Below are 16,906 nucleotides of genomic sequence, written 5' to 3'. Positions count from 1 at the left end.
CCGTCTCTCCGATGCGTCTCAACCGTCTTTCCAGTCCGTCAGGCCGTCTCTCCGACCCGTCAGCACCGCCTCAGCAGCGCCGGTGAAGGGGGTTCTAAGTATAACCACACACCTCCGCAAGCAGAAAAATCGAGAAACTAGCAAAAAACCGCAAAATCGATTTTTTATCAAACAAAACAATATGTTGAATTGTTTCAGATTGAGCCAACCACGCATTCCCGTACAGGCCCCACCCCGAATCCCGGCTTTTGCACAGGGTTACCCACAGACTCGGCGACGAGTCAGGCGGAATCGGCCTCACGCGGCCGAGTCAGCAGGCCGGCAAACGGAAGACGCAGCAGCAACAGGCCAACGATCAGGGACAAATAGACCAGCGGCTCGATCTGAAATCCCTTGGCCAGCATGACATAGTGCACCCCTCCCAACACTGCCGCCGGGAAGACCAGCCGCTGTAGGCTGCGCCATCGGGAGCCCAGCTTGCGCACAGACAGATTGTTGGACGTCACCGCCAGCGGCAACATCAGGACAAACGCGGCCATGCCAACCGTTATATAGGGACGTTTGAGAATATCGGCCCAGATTTGGCTGGGCACCTGCACATCCAGAACCAGCCACACCAACAGATGCAGACCGACATAGGTAAATGTCAGCACACCAAGGGCACGGCGAAATTTCAGCAGGTTCAGCCCAAGCAATCGCCGCAGCGGGGAAATCGCCAGCACGGCAATCAACAACTGCAGCGCCAACTCTCCGTACCGGTGTTCCAGCGCCTCGATCGGCTCAACGCCCAAACCGCCGGTCAGGGCCTGATAGAACAGCCACGGGGCCGGAAGCACCCCCAGCAGATATACCGCCCAGACGGGGATGCGGCGCAATATCTGATTCAACCGCTGCATGGGTTTAATAGTATTCCGACAGATCCATACCTTCGTACAGGCCTGCGACCTCTTTCTCATACCCATTATACATCAGGGTCGGGATCCGCTTGGCAAAAAGGCCACCACCAATCTGACGTTCCGAGGCCTGCGACCAGCGCGGATGATCCACGTTCGGGTTCACATTACTATAAAAGCCATATTCGCGCGGGTTGGACATGTTCCAGCTGGTGGGCGGTTCGACATCCGTCAGGGTGATCCGCACAATCGACTTGATCGACTTGAAGCCGTATTTCCATGGCACCACCAAACGCAGAGGCGCGCCGTTCTGGTTCGGGATCGGACGGCCGTAGATACCGGTGGCCATGATCGTCAGCGGGTGCATCGCCTCATCCAGACGCAGGCCTTCGCGATAGGGCCAGTCCAGAATCGGATACTGCACGCCCGGCATCTCATCGGGTATCAGGGCGGTTTCAAAGGCCACGTATTTGGCGCTGTCCTGCACACCTGCCATGTTCAGCAGATCGGCCAGCTCGAACCCGTTCCACGGGATCACCATCGACCAGGCCTCGACACAGCGGAATCGATAGATGCGCTCCTCGACCGTCATCTCGGACATGATATCCCTGAAATCGTAATCGCCGGGGTTGTCGACCAGCCCGTCGATCTTGACGCTCCATGGTTCGGTGGTCAGGGCACCGGCATATTTGGCCGGATCTTCCTTGCGGGTCCCGAACTCATAAAAGTTGTTGTACGAGGTGATCTCTTCCCAGGTGTTCGGCTCCAGTGCCTCCTGCGCAGCAGCCCCCCGCGTCATCCCTGCCAGCCCGACACCCGCCAGCCCGGCCATGACCTGGCGCCGGTTCAGAAACGCCGCCCGCGGGGTGACGTCGGCCTGTGTCAGTGTATTGGTCCAGCGATGCGCCATATATGTCTCCAGTCGTCAAATATCCTCAGAGAGTGAGGTAATCCGCTGATAGCACAGAGCCAAGGAAACAGGCGTCACGATTGAGAGACGAGATTGTAACGTATCAGACACCGCAGCCCGTCGCGGCGATTCCAAAATGACACATTGCCGCCCTGCATTTGACAATCCCTTCTGAAAAGAACTGGCACAGCCTGCGCGGCTTCGATACGTCGACATATAAACGAATACCGATCAGAGATTATTTCAGTGCTGTTTGCCAAAGCCTTCCCTTTGTCCCTGTCCATTTGCTGGCGTCTGGCCGTTGTCCTGCCGGTCATGCTGATCGGTTTGACCCTCTATAACCTGGTCGGCGCCCTGGTCGGGTTTTTGCTAGGCCTCATCTTCCCGCCATTTGCGTTCATTGTGACCTTTTTGATCATGGCCTCTTCCAGCGTCGTTCCGACCCTGCTTGGGACAAGGATGGGGTTGCAGGTCAAAGGCGTGAAGCCCAGCACAGGCATCAAGGGTCTGTTCACCCCTGCGGTGATCTATGGTGCCGTCGAGGGCGTAAGCGTGACGCTTATTATTGGCGTGATCGTTGCGGCATCACTTTTCGTGATTTCACCCGACATTCTGCAACAGAGCGAAGTCGCCGAGCTGGCGCTTGAATATGTCGACCCGACCTGGGCCCTTCCGGGGCTGCTGGGGCTGCTTGCGGTCTTTCTGTCGGTGTGCTCGATCCGGGCCAGCCTGCTTGTGCCGATCACATCCGCCTCGATCGGGCGGGACCCGGACGGTATGCACTATACCCCCTTCCGGCATTTTCGGGCGTCGTTCGGCCCGCTGTTTGCGCTGACGATCTTCAGCTATGTCGGGATGTTCGTCCTGCACGCACTTCTGATCGCGCTGATGATCGCCATGGATTATTTCGGGTCCTTGCAGGCTGAGCTGCAGGAGCTTGAAGACATGACCAAGGGCATGGCCTCGATCCGGCCTCTCTGGTCGCTGCTTGGCCTGTTCGTACTCTACATGCTGATCGGGACATGGGCTTTCAGCCTGCAATGTGCTGGTGGCGTACTGGGGTATCTGCGTTTGCGCGACACGGCTCCGAAGCTGGCTGAGGTAATCGAGGCCAATCAAAAGCCCAAAAATGATCCCGAAGACACCCCACGGATGAGCGCGGATGACCTGCGCGCCCTGCGCAAAAGCCGCCAGACAGGCCATTACTGAACCCGTCCTGCGCGCGCATTTACCGGCAGGGTTGCGGCCATCCCGGGCTTTACAACGCATGCGACAAAAACGCAGGCTGATCCCCAGGTACTGAAGACGAAAAGCGGATGGCCTGCCCATCCCAACAGTTGAAGACCCTCAGAGGGAGAAGACGAATGTGTGACATTTGCGTAATGAACGCCGTCAAGGACCGGATGCTGTCGCGGCGGGGGTTCTTCAAAGCAGCCGCTGCCACTGGCGTAGCCGCCGCCGCAACCGGAACCGCCGCGCCCTCGGCGCTGGCCGCAGGTCATGGCGGGGTCGAGGACATGACCCACGTAATCAGCCCCGACTTCCCAACCTTTTTCGGAGAGCCGGGATACGCGACCGAACAGATTTTCAACATCGCGGACCACGGTGTCAACATGCTGCGGATGGTGGTGAACGAACACACCGGCACGCATATTGATGCACCTTTGCATTTCTCGGCAGACGGGGCCTCGGTGGACGAAATCCCGATCTCGGATCTGGTGGCACCGCTCTGTGTCGTGGACATCGCGGCGCGCGCAGCCGAGGACGCAGACACGCTGCTGACACCAGATGACCTGAAGGCGTGGATCTCGGCCAATGGCGATATTCCGGACGGTGCGTGCGTTGCGCTCTATTCCGGCTGGGCCGCCAAGGTCGACAGCGATGCCTATCGCGGATTTGACGGTGAAGCACAGCATTACCCCGGTTTCCACGTCGAGGCCGCGCAGATGCTGATGGAGGAAACCGGCGCGCGGTCGATCGCGTCGGACACGCTGTCGCTGGACCACGGCATTTCAAAGGATTTCGCCACGCATTATGCGTGGCTGCCATCCGGCCGCTTCGGGATCGAAAACATGGCCGGTCTGAACCGGGTGCCGGCCGCCGGTGCCACGCTGGTCATCGGCGCGTCCAAACATGTCGGCGGTACGGGCGGTCCGGCGCGGATATTTGCACTGATATAAGGCCGTTTCTGACCCGCCTTTGCAGGCGGGTCTTTTGCCCCCTCTCAAACCAACACCATGACCAAAGACCATCCCTCCCCCACCTTTGGCCTGATCAGCCCCGAGGCCGAGGCCCTTGCCGCCCAGGCCCCGAGCCGCGATCTGAGCCAGCCTCTGGACGACATTCGGGCCATGTTGCGCAAGGAAAGCGAACAGGGGTGCGCTTTGGTGATTGAAAAAACCGGCGTCACCCTGTCCGAACGGATCATCGCAGGCGTGCACTGCATGGTCATCACGCCGCCAGAGCCGCACGCGGGCCGCAAACTTGTCTATCTGTTCGGCGGCGGCTTCACCTTGGGCAGCCCGTTCGAGGACCTGCCGATTTCCGCCTCGCTCGCTGCGAAAACCGGGGCTGTGGTGATTGCACCCCACTACCCGCTGGCCCCGGAACACCCTTACCCGGCCGCGCTTGATGCCTGTACTGCGGTGATCTCTTCGGTTCTGGATGAAACGCCGGGCGCTTGCCTGTGCGGAGAATCCGCTGGCGGCAATCTGGCACTGGCGGCGCTTCACCGCCTGCGTGCATCTCATGGACCGCAGCCAAAGGCGCTGGCCCTGCTGTCGCCGTTTGTCGATGTACTCAACCCCGGAGACAGCGGACGGGCTGACCGCGACCCGTTCCTCAACCAGTCGGAAATCGAGTTTTTCCGGTCCTGCTACGTGCCCCGGAACGCCGACCCGACGCACCCTGACATCTCACCGATCTACGGTCCGTTCGACGCCGATTTTCCGCCCGTCTTCGTGACCAGCGGAACCCGCGATCACCTGCTGAGCGGTTGCGTGCGTCTGGACCACCTCCTGCGCGAGGCGGGCGCGGTCTGCACCCTGCGCATTTGGGAGGGCATGTGGCATGTCTTCGAGTTCTACCCGGATATCCCCGAGGCCGATGCGTCCCTGACGGAAATCGCCGGATTCCTGAACCGGCACTTTGCCGGGGAATAAAAAAGACCCGCCGAGATGGCGGGTCTTTTTCGTTTTCAGATGTTCGTTAGTGCACGACGGCATCATCCGGGCGGGGACGTTCCGACGTCCCCAGCCGATCACCGATGATTAACCCCTCGGCCCCGGCGGTGACGGGAACGGTCTCGCCGTCCTTGATCTCACCCCCCAGCAGCGCCTCGGCCAGAGGGTTCTGCAGGGCGCGCTGGATCACGCGTTTCAGCGGACGGGCCCCAAAGACCGGGTCATAGCCTTCGTTGGCCAGCCATTCCTTGGCACCATCATCCAGTGCAAGCTCGATCTTGCGGGCGGCCAGACGTTTTTGCAGACGTGCCATCTGAATATCGACGATGCCATCCATATCGGCCCGCTTGAGCCGGTCAAAGATGATGGTCTCGTCCAGACGGTTCAGGAACTCGGGCCGGAAATGCGCCCGGACCGCGTCCATCACGTCTCGCCGCGCCTGTGCGCTGTCGGCCCCTTCTGGCAGTTGGCTGAGCGCCTGAGACCCGAGGTTCGACGTCAGGATGATGAGCGTCTGTTTGAAATCCACGGTGCGGCCCTGACCATCGGTCAGAACGCCATCATCCAGAACCTGCAACAGCACGTTGAACACATCCGGGTGCGCCTTTTCGACCTCGTCAAACAGCACAACCTGATAGGGCCTGCGCCGCACGGCTTCGGTCAACACACCGCCTTCGTCATAGCCGACATAGCCCGGAGGGGCGCCGATCAGACGGGCAACCGCGTGTTTCTCCATGAACTCGGACATATCGATGCGCACCATCGCGTTGTCGTCGTCGAACAGGAAGTTCGCCACGGCCTTGGTCAGCTCGGTTTTACCGACGCCGGTGGGCCCGAGGAACAGGAACGAACCCAGCGGGCGGTTCTCGTCATTCAAACCTGCCCGCGCACGGCGCACCGCGTTGGCCACAGCCGTCACCGCCGCATCCTGACCGATCACGCGGGAATGCAGCTCGTCTTCCATGCGCAGCAGTTTCTCACGCTCGCCTTCCAGCATTTTCGAGGTCGGGATACCCGTCCAGCGTTCGACAACGCTGGCGATCTGTTCCGGACGCACCGTTTCCTCGGCCATCATGGCGTTGCTTTCGGCGTTTTCGGCCTCGGTCAGCTTTTTCTCAAGCTCAGGGATGACGCCGTAGGACAGCTCACCGGCTTTCGCCAGATTGCCCTCACGCTTGGCGATCTCCAGATCGGCCCGCGCCTTGTCGAGCTGTTCTTTCAGATCGCGCGCGCCCGCAAGCTTGTCGCGTTCTGCCTGCCATTGGGCGGTCATCTCGGCGGATTGCTCCTGCAGATCAGCCAGATCCTTTTGCAAGGTTTCCAGACGATCCTTGGACGCCGCATCATCTTCCAGCTTCAGCGCTTCTTCCTCGATCTGCATCTGCAGGATCTGACGGTCCAACTGATCGAGTTCCTCGGGCTTGGAATCCACCTCCATCCGCAACCGCGACGCGGCCTCATCCACAAGGTCGATGGCTTTGTCGGGCAGGAAGCGGTCGGTGATATAGCGATGCGACAGGGTCGCCGCCGACACCAGCGCCGAGTCCGAAATCCGCACGCCGTGGTGCAGCTCATACTTTTCCTTGATGCCGCGCAGGATGCTGATCGTGTCCTCGACCGTCGGTTCGGCCACCACTACGGGCTGGAACCGGCGCGCAAGGGCCGCGTCTTTTTCGACGTATTTGCGATACTCATCCAGCGTGGTTGCACCGATACAATGCAGCTCACCCCGGGCAAGCGCAGGCTTGATCAGGTTGGCGGCATCCATCGCGCCGTCGGATTTACCGGCACCAACCAGCGTGTGCATCTCGTCAATGAACAGGATGATCTCACCAGCGGCCTCGGTGACTTCGGTCAGAACGGCTTTGAGGCGTTCTTCGAATTCACCACGGTATTTCGCACCAGCGATCAGGGCACCCATATCCAGCGCAAGCAGCTTTTTGTCTTTCAGCGATTCCGGCACGTCACCGTTGACGATGCGCAGGGCCATGCCCTCGGCAATCGCGGTTTTACCGACGCCGGGTTCCCCGATCAGAACCGGGTTGTTCTTGGTCCGGCGCGACAGCACCTGCATCGAGCGGCGGATTTCCTCATCGCGTCCGATGATCGGGTCGATCTTGCCTTCGGCTGCCGCCTCGGTCAGGTCGCGCGCGTATTTCTTGAGCGCGTCATAACCTTCCTCGGCGCTCGCGCTGTCAGCGGTGCGACCCTTGCGGATGTCGTTGATGGCTTCGTTCAGTTTCTGGGCGGAAACGGCACCGGCCTCCAACGCATCCTTGGCCTTGGATTTCACCATGCACAGCGTCATCAGCACGCGTTCAACCGGCACAAAGCTGTCGCCCGCCTTGGTGGCGATCTTCTGCGCCTCGTCCAGAACCTTGGCGGTCTGGCCATCCAGATACACCTGGCTTGCGTCACCGCTGACCTTCGGTATCTTGGCCATAGCGGCATCCAGCGCCTCGACCACGCGGCTGGGCGCGCCGCCCGCGCGTGTGATCAGATTGCTGGCCAGCCCCTGATCGTCATCCATCAATGCTTTCAATATATGTGTGGGCTCCAGCCTCTGGTGCCCCTCGCGCAGCGCAATGGTCTGCGCCGCCTGCACGAATCCCCGTGCCCGCTCGGTGAACTTGTTCAAGTCCATAGTGGTCTCCTTCTCTAAGCGCCCAGGATGTCTACGCCCGCTTGGCGGCACGTGCTGGTCTGGGCCTCATATTCAATCTGGGAAATATCTTTGTCTGTTCAAGAGGCTAAACCATAGAATCCGGGCTTATCGTCGAGGTACCGAATAGACCGTGTAACCCCCGGTATTCGCCACTGGCCGCGCCCCATACATCTCAACCAGAGACTGTGCCGCATCACTGCCGGTCGGGCAGGATACAAGGTCCGCCGCATCATCCAGAAAATCTATGGTAAAGGCGGTTTCACCGGTCAGCTGACAATCGTCATCTGTGGACCGGTAGCCGCGTACAAGACGCAGATCATCATTTGTCGGCGATACCACGAGCGTGTCCGCTGCCTCGGTCTCAAGCGGCATGTCCTGACAGGCCGTCAAAACCAGAACAAGCCCCACTCCAATCCGTGCTTTCATATTCCCCCCCATCTGAAATACGCATCTGAATGACCGGTACCATAGCACAGTCCGGTTTATGCGGCTTGATTCCCGTCTCCCTTCGGTCCCGCATGGACAGACGCGCCCGAACCCGTTAGGACGCAGACGTTTGCCAAAAAGGAGCCCGCCCCATGACCGTTCCCGCGTCCGATGACCGCCTGATTGTTGCCCTTGATGTCCCGAACGCCCTGCAAGGGCTGGCCATGGCCGAGCGGCTGGGCGATGCGGTATCCTTTTACAAGATCGGGCTGGGAATGCTGACCGGAGGCGGGCTGGCCCTGGCCAATGAGCTCAAGCAGGACCACGGCAAGCGCATCTTTCTGGACATGAAGCTGTTCGATATCGGCAATACGGTGGAAAACGCCGTGCGGGGGTTGGCGCAGTTCGATCTGGATTTCCTGACTGTGCATGGCGACCCGCATGTGGTGCGCGCCGCGAAAGAGGGCGCATCGGGTAAAGACCTTAAGATTCTCGCAGTGACCATCCTGACCTCGCTGAACCGCGACGATCTGGATGCCAGCCTGCTGAAACAGGGCGACGTGCAGGATCTGGTGGTCGAACGTGCGGCCCGCGCGCTTGAGGCCGGGGCCGATGGCGTCATCGCCAGCCCGCAAGAGGCCGCCCTGATCCGCGCCCTGCCGCAGGCCGACGGCCGCCTGATCGTCACCCCCGGCGTCCGCCCCGCAGGCGCCGCTTTGGGTGATCAGAAACGCGTCGCAACCCCGGCCAGCGCCATTGGCGACGGTGCAGATCACATCGTTGTCGGACGCCCGATCTATCAGGCAGAGGACCCGAAAGCGGCGGCGCAAGCGGTTCTTGATGAGTTAAATTCCTTGACACAGCACTGAGGCACCCCGCCAGATCGGCGGATTCTTGCGCCCAAAAGCGCCGCCAACCAGTTGACCTTGCGTCACTTTCCCGTTGATCCGCGCCAAATCGTCCCTGTGCCTAAAAACACACATGAAAAACTCGAGATTTCCTTCTGTGACCTGGGTCCTATCGAAATCGGTGGTTTTGCGCGATTCTGGGGCTGTGATACTCCCCGCGGACCATCTCTTCCTGAGGTCCGTCACCTCCCCCCGCCAATTTGCGGGGGGTCTTCTTTAGGACAGCGTTGTGACCTTTGCACCCGCCGGCACTTTGCGCCGCAGCCGGGGCTGGTATAAGTAAGCCGCTGACTGGATCGCACGGAAGGCGGGAACATTACATGCCCGGTCTCTGCCGAGATTGCCTGACCACTTTGACCGATGAACGGCGCTGCCCTGCCTGCGGCAGCCCGCGGGTAAAGGCACATCCGGAACTGTTCGACCTGTCCATCGCACATATGGATTGTGACGCCTTTTATGCCTCGGTCGAGAAACGCGACAATCCGGAGCTGACCGACAAGCCGGTGATCATTGGCGGCGGCAAGCGGGGCGTTGTGTCCACCGCCTGCTACGTCGCCCGCATTCGCGGTGTCCGATCGGCCATGCCGATGTTCAAGGCCCTGCAACTGTGCCCCGAGGCGGTGGTGATCAAGCCGCGCATGTCGGTCTATGCCGAGGTCTCGCGCGAGATCCGCAAGATGATGGATGAGCTGACCCCGGTGGTCGAGCCGCTGTCGCTGGACGAGGCCTTCATGGACCTGTCCGGCACGCAACGCCTGCACGGTGCGCCACCTGCCGTGATGCTGGCACGGCTGGTGAAGCGGATGAAGGATGAGCTGGGCGTGACCGGCTCGATCGGGCTGTCGCACAACAAGTTTCTGGCCAAGGTGGCCTCGGATCTGGACAAGCCGCGCGGGTTTTCGGTGATCGGTCAGGCGGAAACGGCGGATTTCCTGTATGACAAGCCGGTGCGGCTGATTTGGGGCATTGGCCCGGCCGCACAGGAGTCTCTGGACCGCGCCGGTATCCGCAGCTTTTCCGACCTGCTGCGCTGGGATCAGGAGGCGCTGACCGCACGGTTCGGGTCGATGGGATACCGGCTTTGGCATCTGGCCCGCGGGCAGGACAAACGGCGCGTATCGTCCCACGAGCCGATGAAGTCGATCAGCAACGAGACCACGTTTTTTGAGGACACCGCCAGCCTGGACATTCTGGACGGTCACTTGTGGCGCATGTCGGAAAAGGTTGCCGACCGCGCCAAGGCCAAGGCGCTGGCCGGGCGGGTCGTCACGCTGAAACTAAAACGCGCCAATCACAAGATCATTACCCGCCGCGTGTCCCTGCGCGACGCGACGCAGATCGCCGACCGAATCTATCGCACCGCCCGAGGGCTGTTCGATCAGGTCGGGGGTCAAGGCCCCTACCGCCTGCTGGGTGTTGGCCTGTCCGATCTGTGCCCCGAGGATCAGGCAGACATCTCCGGAGACCTGCTGGACCCCGGCGCCACCCAGAGATCACAGGCCGAGCGCGCCACCGATGAAATCCGGCGTCGTTTCGGCAGCGATGCGATTGTGAAGGGCCGGGCCCTGCGCTGAGGTCACTCGGCGGCCAGACGCAGAGAACCCTCGCCGATACCGGCGATGTCCCGGATGACCTCGCGCAATATCTCCTGAAACGCGGCAAAGTTCTCATTCGGCTCGATTCGGGCCTCATCCATATACAGCGCCCGGTCGATCTCGATCTGCACCGCGTGCTGATCACGGGTGGGGCGGCCATAGGTCTGGGTCACGTATGCCCCGGCAAAAGGCGTGTTGCGCGCCACGCTCAGCCCGGCGGCAACAAAAGCCGCTTCGATCCGGTCCACCACTTCAACCGAAGCCGACGCCCCGAACCTGTCACCCAGCACCACATCCGGTCGTCTGGTTCTTGGGTTGCTGACCATGGCAACGGCTTCATGCGGCATCGAATGACAATCGACCAGGATCGCCTGCCCGAACGCATCATGCGATTCGGCCAGCAGGGATTTGATGCGGGCATGATAGGGCCGCCAGCAGGTGTCGATGCGCAGGCGGGCCTCATCCATCGTCAGCTTACCGCGGTAAATCGCACGCCCGTTGGCAACCACGCGGGGAATCACCCCCAGCCCCGAGGCCACACGCGGGTTATGCCCGGACCGGCGCGCACCCTGAATCAGCGCCGGGTCCAGCTCCTCGGCGCTGCGGTTCAGGTCCAGATAAGCGCGCGGCATCACCGCCGAGATCATCGGCGCGCCAAAATCGGCCGCTGCGGAAAACAGCTGATCCACAAAGGCATCTTCCGAGGATCGAATCACATTCTCGCTCAGGATCGTGCGATTGAGCATCGATTCAGGATAGTTCCGACCACTATGCGGAGAGGAAAACACCACGCAGGACGTGCGGCTGGCGGGCATATCCAATACATAGGGCGTATTCTGCATGATGACTCCTTGTTCGGTTTCAACATAGACCGGAAAATAGTTCTACCAAACCCCTTGAACCCCTTTGCGACTCCTTTTATAGACCCCGCTACCGGCGCGGGGTTCCGCGCCCCATTTCGTTATGGGGCAGGGCAACGCAAAGGTTTAAGTGGGCGGTTAGCTCAGCGGTAGAGCACTTCGTTGACATCGAAGGGGTCACAAGTTCGATCCTTGTACCGCCCACCATCGTTTCGCTGTTCCGGGGGTCCGGGACACCCGCTAACCCAGGCGCTGGCCACGTCTTTGATGAAGGCGCCGCAGATTGGAGACAGACCAATGAAGGTCAAGAACTCGCTCCGCTCGCTCAAGAACCGGCACCGCGACTGCCGGATTGTGCGTCGCAAAGGCCGCGTCTACGTGATCAACAAGACGCAGCGCAAGTTCAAAGCTCGTCAGGGCTGAGAACTGCACATAGCCGTTTAAAGAAACCGCGCCTTCGGGTGCGGTTTTTTTTTGTGGCGACATCTGTCTTGCGGCCATGACGGACGCAGCCAAACTTGCCGCTCCGATAGCTGGCCCACCTATCGCGCCAAAGATCGGGGTACTTCGCCCAAGCGATCGAGTCGCAATTGTCAGCACTTCGGGGACAATAGAGGTCATTGAGAAATATTGATTTCGTTTTGAGGCCAATATCAACTTGGCACTCACCTTATGCCGCCACTCACTATACAGCCAAAACTCTGCTTCTAAGCTTGGTGGGGTGAGTTAAAGAATTTGAGATAAGAATTAATGTAGACATGTTTCACGTATCTTTTTTGCCAACCTCTAACCGATACTTGATTTATTCAGCCGCAGCTATTCTTCCAACTGCGGCGCTGGCGGCTCTTGCTCAAATTTTATCGAACACCGATAGCTAATTTGGGCGGCTTGCTTTCGAGATCTTTTGGGTCGGTGAAAAAGCGAACGTGCCAACATTTGTAAACTTCACGCTCCTCGTTGTTTCGAGCATCTTTATTTTCTGGCGGCAACTCAGGCTTTTGCTGCCAAGGACCGGTGGCATTGGCTTGGCTTTGCGGCAATCATGTTCTTCGCAGCCTTTGACGACGCGGCCCAGGTACACGAACCGGTTGGCGCGTATTTCACCAGGAATTTTGACGGCACCGGGTTCTTTGCGTGGGAATGGGTCGTCTACGGCATTTCAGATGTCGTCATACTAATGCTGCTTGGTTTTCGTTTTGTGGCCTACGGCATGGACCCCGCACAACGGCGGTATCTCATCCTTGCTGTAGCCGTCTATCTGGGCGGCGCGCTTGGGCTCGAGATGATCGCGGCCTTCATATGGTTTCATGAAATGGAAAATGGACGCTACGTGACTCTCGCCGAGGAAACCTGTGAAATGTTCGGCGCCGCTCTTTTCGGAGCTTGCGGGCTGAAACAAATTGCGCTGGCGTCCGGGCGGTCAGCTCCAGTTGAATAAGCCGCAAAACCGCGGGGCCGTATTGTATTGCAGCGCCTCCTCCGGTCTTCGATCAGGACTTAGCCTCTGGGCGTTGTGAGCAACGGTACCGCAGGGACAATTCTGACAGCCTGCGTCCCGTTTGCACGCTCACAAACATAAATCACATGCGGCGTCCGCTCTGCGTTACCTGCGCGAATAAAGTCTACAAAGTGTTCGCCGCCTGCAGTTGCACATGCGGTTTTCCAATTTGCAATGTCCTGCTCTTCCGTCATCGACCAGCTCAGGCCGGGAAGGATGGTTAGCGCAATTGCCAGAAGGTTTTTCATGATCGTTACCCTATTTACTCTCAAACACTCGTTTATTTACTCCCCGCTCGCACGATCGGAGACGGTCGATTGCGGGTCAACCCACCCGTATTACTGCAACATCAGATACCCGCACGAGGGACGTGTCTTTTGACTCGGTTGTGCGTTGGGATATCCAGCCTGCCAACAGAGGTGCTTTGTTGGCCTGATCGGAAAAGTTCAACTCAGGGGAAAGCTCATTCGCAAGATCCGAAGGTAAGCTTTTGCCCGCAAGGTTCAAAGCGGCCTGCAATCCGGTGCGGCCTTGATCAAGCCCCTGCGAATACGAAGCGCCTGACGCTGCACGGGCCGGAACAAAAAACTCGATACTCACTTCACAACACTTTCTTACTCGTTGAACGCCCAACACCCGACGTTACCAACCCACTACATATAGTATCCCTTGTAAATGAATGTGACGAATTTATGTCTGAAACCCGGGGTCGCGCGGATTTACCATAAAGTTTACGTGTCTTGGTAAATACAAACCCTGGACCAAAACCGCGTTGGCGCTCTTGGGTCTCTTCTGGATACCCTTATACACATGGCAGGCTTTCACGGAACGCGCTTGTGGCAGCCGCTACCAACCCAACCCTCAAGCGGTTCGCGCACTTGGCGCCACCAGACAGCGACCATTTGACCAACTAATTTTGTCGGATTTCCTTGCATCCCCCTCGGAATCGTATCATTGACCGTTTCAGTCAGAAATATTCTGCCACAGCTTTCAAAGTTGGGAGACATGATGCTGAAATCCTCTACCTGCGTTGCCGCCGCCCTGACGGCCCTGATTGCAACCTCTGCCGCTGCCGAGGGGGAACTGAACCTCTATTCCTCGCGCCACTACGACACCGACGAAAACCTGTACGGTGATTTCGAAAAGGCGACCGGCATCACCATCAACCGCATCGAGGGCAAGGCCGATGAGCTGATCGCCCGGATGGAAGCCGAAGGGGCGAACTCGCCCGCCGATATCCTGCTGACCGTCGACACCTCGCGTCTGGCGCGCGCCAAGAATGCGGGCATCCTGCAATCGGTCGACAGCGCCGTTCTGGAAGAGCGTATCCCCGCCAACCTGCAGGACACCGATAATGAGTGGTTCGGCTTTTCCCAGCGCGGCCGCATCATCTTTTTCGACAAGGAAAACGTGGCCAATCCGCCAGCCACCTATGCCGATCTGGCCAAGCCGGAATACAAGGGCCTGATCTGCATCCGGTCGTCCAGCAACACCTATAACCAGACCCTGCTGGCCTCGATCATCACCCACGAAGGCCCCGAGGCCGCCAAGGCTTGGGCCGAGGGCATCGTCGCCAATATGGCGCGCGATCCGCAGGGTGGCGACACCGACCAGCTGCGCGGCATCGTTTCGGGTGAGTGCGATATCGCCGTGTCGAACACCTATTACTTTGCCCGCGCCATCCGCAAAGACGTCAAAGGCGTGTCCGCTGACATCGACTCGATTGGCTGGGTCTTCCCCAACCAGGACAGCACCGGCGCGCATATGAACCTGTCGGGCGCGGGTGTGGCCGAGAACGCTCCGAACAAGGAAAACGCGATCCTGTTCCTGGAATACCTGGCCAGCGACACGGCCCAGAAATACTTCTCGGCGGGCAATGACGAATTCCCGGCGGTCGAAGGCGTGGAACTTGTGGACTCGGTCAAGGCACTCGGTGAGTTCAAGGCCGATGAGGTGAACCTGTCCGAGGTCGCCAAGAACCTGCCCGAGGCGCAGAAAATCTTCAACGAAGTTGGCTGGAACTGATCCGGACAAAAGTCCAAATCAAAGGACAGGGCGCAGAGGTTTCTGCGCCCTTTCTTGTTGTGCAGCATTTATTTTTAATCAATAATCCCAAAAGTGAACGACGTTCCCACATCTGAGCTATGCTAGACGATCTTTCAAACCGCCTTGCCAACCGCCTGAACGAACTTCGCCGGGGTCATGGTTGGTCGCTGGACCAATTGGCCGAGCGCAGCGGTGTCAGCCGCGCCACCCTCTCGCGGATGGAGAAGGGGGATGTCAGCCCCACCGCGGAAACACTGGGGCGGTTGTGTGCGGCCTATGGCCTGCCGATGTCCCGCCTGCTGATGATGGTCGAGGACAGTTTCGACCCGCGCGTACCCTTCGAGCGGCAACCGGAATGGTGCGATCCCGAAACCGGGTTTACCCGCCGCTCGGTGTCTCCGCCGGCCACCGGTCTCAGCGCCGAGGTTCTGGAAGGCCATCTGCCGCCCGGCACGGTGATTACCTATGACACGCCGCCCAAGCCCGGGCAGGAACATCACCTGATCATGCTGGACGGCGCCCTGACGCTTACGGTGGACGGGGTCGCGCATGACCTGAATGGCGGCGATTGCCTGCGCTATCATCTGTCCGGCCCGACCCGGTTCGAAACCACACCCGCCCGCGGGGCGCGGTATCTGCTGGTGCTGATATGATCGTACGTCTGGACAACAGCGGTTTTGACGGTGCCCTGGACGATCTGACGGACATCCTGCACGCCTGCGTGCAGGATGGTGCAAGCATCGGGTTCATCCACCCCTTCCCGCCGGATCAGGCCCGCGCCTATTGGCAGAACCGGGTGCGGCCGGACCTGCAGACCGGCGCGCTGGACCTGTTCGTTGCCCGCGACGGCGGGTGTGTGCTGGGCACGGTGCAGTTGATCCCGGCGGCGATGCCCAACCAGCCGCATCGCGCCGATGTGGCCAAGCTGCTGGTGCACCCAAAGGCCCGGCGCCGGGGGGTGGGGCGTGCTTTGATGGCCGCGCTGCAAGACCGCGCCATCCAACTGGGCCGGACGCTGCTGGTGCTGGATACGCGCAGCTCTGACCCGTCGCGCATCCTGTATCAAAACCTGGGGTTTCAGATCGCCGGAGAGGTTCCGAACTATTGCCGCAACCCGTTCGAAAACCGGTTGGAGCCTACGACATACATGTTCAAGGACCTCAGCTAGGCCGAACTTTTGCGCACATTGGCGGCAAAACAATAACCGATGCCATGCACCGTCTTGATAAAGGTCGGCGCGGCGGGGTCGGGCTCGATCTTCTTGCGCAGCCTTGCCACATGCACGTCTATGGTTCGGTCACCCACAATGGTCTCGCGCCCGCGCGCCTTGTCCAGCAACTGATCGCGTGAGAACACCATGTGCGGGTTCGTCACAAAAGCCAGCAGCACATCGAATTCCGTGGTCGTCAGAGGCGTGGCCTCGGACGCTCCGGTTGCCATCAGGGTGCGTTCATTCACGTTCAGCACCCAATCGCCGAACTTGACCTGAGACGTCTCGGTTCCATTGGCGCCTTTCTCTTCGGGGCGGGCGCGGCGCAGAACGGTGCGGATGCGGGCCAGCACCTCGCGCGCCTCAAACGGTTTGGTGATGTAGTCATCGGCCCCGAACTCCAACCCGACGACCCGGTCAAAGATCTCATCCCGGCCGGACAGAACGATAATCGGAATGTCGGAACTCACCCGCAACTCGCGCGTGATGTCGAACCCGTTGCGCCCGGGCAGGCCGATATCCAGCAGGACCAGATCGATCTCGGATTTCTCCAGAATCGCGTCCATCGCATTGCCGTCTGCGGCACAGCTGACCCGGCACCCCTGTTTTTCAAGGTAGCGCTGCAGAAACGAAGTGATCTGCGGGTCATCATCGACGACAAGGATATGTTCTTTAACCATAATCGAGTCCAGGCGGGCGTGTTGAGCTGGCGC

General features: G+C 59.8%; 18 protein-coding genes and 1 tRNA gene. 11 read left to right on the top strand and 8 right to left on the bottom strand.

Annotation, left to right across the window (positions count from 1 at the left end):
- Positions 1 to 281: 281 nt before the first annotated feature.
- Together msrQ and msrP are read right to left on the bottom strand one after the other, a co-directional pair.
- Positions 282 to 896 carry a protein-methionine-sulfoxide reductase heme-binding subunit MsrQ gene (gene msrQ, locus ACR0DO_RS14645; RefSeq protein WP_480559757.1) on the bottom strand — a complete coding sequence of 205 codons (615 nt, stop codon included), beginning with the start codon at positions 894 to 896 and terminating at the stop codon, positions 282 to 284.
- Positions 897 to 900: 4 nt separating this feature from the next.
- Positions 901 to 1,803, bottom strand: a complete 903-nt coding sequence (gene msrP, locus ACR0DO_RS14640) for a protein-methionine-sulfoxide reductase catalytic subunit MsrP (protein WP_170674283.1) — start codon at positions 1,801 to 1,803, stop codon at positions 901 to 903.
- A 270-nt stretch (positions 1,804 to 2,073) separates the two neighbouring features.
- Here msrP and ACR0DO_RS14635 point away from each other — a divergent pair, with 270 nt between their 5' ends.
- From ACR0DO_RS14635 to ACR0DO_RS14625, 3 genes are all read left to right on the top strand, one after another.
- On the top strand, positions 2,074 to 3,012 hold the full coding sequence (locus tag ACR0DO_RS14635) for a hypothetical protein (protein WP_480559755.1): 939 nt from the start codon (positions 2,074 to 2,076) through the stop codon (positions 3,010 to 3,012).
- Between the two features lie 155 nt (positions 3,013 to 3,167).
- Positions 3,168 to 3,983 carry a cyclase family protein gene (locus tag ACR0DO_RS14630; RefSeq protein WP_480559753.1) on the top strand — a complete coding sequence of 272 codons (816 nt, stop codon included), beginning with the start codon at positions 3,168 to 3,170 and terminating at the stop codon, positions 3,981 to 3,983.
- 57 nt (positions 3,984 to 4,040) lie between these two features.
- The gene (locus ACR0DO_RS14625) at positions 4,041 to 4,964 is read left to right on the top strand and encodes an alpha/beta hydrolase (protein ID WP_480559751.1); all 924 of its coding nucleotides are present in this window, start codon (positions 4,041 to 4,043) and stop codon (positions 4,962 to 4,964) included.
- A 46-nt stretch (positions 4,965 to 5,010) separates the two neighbouring features.
- Here the strand turns inward: ACR0DO_RS14625 and clpB are convergent, their stop codons facing one another.
- On the bottom strand, positions 5,011 to 7,629 hold the full coding sequence (gene clpB, locus ACR0DO_RS14620) for an ATP-dependent chaperone ClpB (protein WP_480559749.1): 2,619 nt from the start codon (positions 7,627 to 7,629) through the stop codon (positions 5,011 to 5,013).
- A gap of 126 nt (positions 7,630 to 7,755) precedes the next feature.
- Entirely contained in the window at positions 7,756 to 8,076 is a 321-nt protein-coding gene (locus ACR0DO_RS14615) for a hypothetical protein (RefSeq protein ID WP_480559748.1), read from the bottom strand.
- Positions 8,077 to 8,228: 152 nt separating this feature from the next.
- Between ACR0DO_RS14615 and pyrF the strand changes: the two genes are divergently transcribed.
- Complete coding sequence (pyrF, locus tag ACR0DO_RS14610; protein WP_480559746.1) at positions 8,229 to 8,945, top strand: orotidine-5'-phosphate decarboxylase; 717 nt, start codon at positions 8,229 to 8,231, stop codon at positions 8,943 to 8,945.
- Positions 8,946 to 9,304: 359 nt separating this feature from the next.
- Positions 9,305 to 10,558 carry a DNA polymerase IV gene (locus ACR0DO_RS14605; protein ID WP_480559744.1) on the top strand — a complete coding sequence of 418 codons (1,254 nt, stop codon included), beginning with the start codon at positions 9,305 to 9,307 and terminating at the stop codon, positions 10,556 to 10,558.
- Between the two features lie 2 nt (positions 10,559 to 10,560).
- Here the strand turns inward: ACR0DO_RS14605 and ACR0DO_RS14600 are convergent, their stop codons facing one another.
- Entirely contained in the window at positions 10,561 to 11,421 is an 861-nt protein-coding gene (locus tag ACR0DO_RS14600) for an N-formylglutamate amidohydrolase (RefSeq protein ID WP_480559742.1), read from the bottom strand.
- Between the two features lie 150 nt (positions 11,422 to 11,571).
- On the opposite strand from ACR0DO_RS14600, the gene ACR0DO_RS14595 reads away from it, so the two are divergent.
- The 3 genes from ACR0DO_RS14595 (at position 11,572) to ACR0DO_RS14585 (ending at position 12,877) form a co-directional block, all read left to right on the top strand.
- Positions 11,572 to 11,646: transfer RNA gene (locus ACR0DO_RS14595), tRNA-Val, on the top strand.
- 90 nt (positions 11,647 to 11,736) lie between these two features.
- Positions 11,737 to 11,862, top strand: a complete 126-nt coding sequence (gene ykgO, locus ACR0DO_RS14590; RefSeq protein WP_008755722.1) for a type B 50S ribosomal protein L36 — start codon at positions 11,737 to 11,739, stop codon at positions 11,860 to 11,862.
- Between the two features lie 619 nt (positions 11,863 to 12,481).
- Positions 12,482 to 12,877, top strand: coding sequence for a hypothetical protein (locus ACR0DO_RS14585; RefSeq protein ID WP_480559740.1), 396 nt, complete (start codon positions 12,482 to 12,484; stop codon positions 12,875 to 12,877).
- Between the two features lie 59 nt (positions 12,878 to 12,936).
- Here the strand turns inward: ACR0DO_RS14585 and ACR0DO_RS14580 are convergent, their stop codons facing one another.
- Complete coding sequence (locus ACR0DO_RS14580; RefSeq protein ID WP_170447246.1) at positions 12,937 to 13,185, bottom strand: hypothetical protein; 249 nt, start codon at positions 13,183 to 13,185, stop codon at positions 12,937 to 12,939.
- 76 nt (positions 13,186 to 13,261) lie between these two features.
- Positions 13,262 to 13,537: a hypothetical protein gene (locus ACR0DO_RS14575; protein WP_480559738.1), complete on the bottom strand. Its 276-nt coding sequence runs from the start codon at positions 13,535 to 13,537 to the stop codon at positions 13,262 to 13,264.
- A gap of 408 nt (positions 13,538 to 13,945) precedes the next feature.
- Here ACR0DO_RS14575 and ACR0DO_RS14570 point away from each other — a divergent pair, with 408 nt between their 5' ends.
- From ACR0DO_RS14570 to ACR0DO_RS14560, 3 genes are all read left to right on the top strand, one after another.
- Complete coding sequence (locus ACR0DO_RS14570) at positions 13,946 to 14,962, top strand: Fe(3+) ABC transporter substrate-binding protein (RefSeq protein WP_480559736.1); 1,017 nt, start codon at positions 13,946 to 13,948, stop codon at positions 14,960 to 14,962.
- 119 nt (positions 14,963 to 15,081) lie between these two features.
- Complete coding sequence (locus ACR0DO_RS14565; protein WP_170674299.1) at positions 15,082 to 15,636, top strand: helix-turn-helix transcriptional regulator; 555 nt, start codon at positions 15,082 to 15,084, stop codon at positions 15,634 to 15,636.
- Positions 15,633 to 16,151 carry an N-acetyltransferase family protein gene (locus tag ACR0DO_RS14560; protein WP_480559734.1) on the top strand — a complete coding sequence of 173 codons (519 nt, stop codon included), beginning with the start codon at positions 15,633 to 15,635 and terminating at the stop codon, positions 16,149 to 16,151. Before ACR0DO_RS14565 ends, ACR0DO_RS14560 begins: the two co-directional genes overlap by 4 nt.
- On the opposite strand, the gene ACR0DO_RS14555 is transcribed toward ACR0DO_RS14560, so the two are convergent.
- A complete protein-coding gene (locus tag ACR0DO_RS14555; RefSeq protein ID WP_480559733.1) occupies positions 16,148 to 16,873 on the bottom strand; it encodes a response regulator in 726 nt (241 codons plus the stop codon). The two genes, ACR0DO_RS14560 and ACR0DO_RS14555, sit on opposite strands and share 4 nt — an antisense overlap.
- Positions 16,874 to 16,906 lie beyond the last annotated feature (33 nt).

This window comes from Ruegeria sp. AM9 (assembly GCF_056540565.1).
This window is presented reverse-complemented; position numbering and strand designations above follow the sequence as displayed.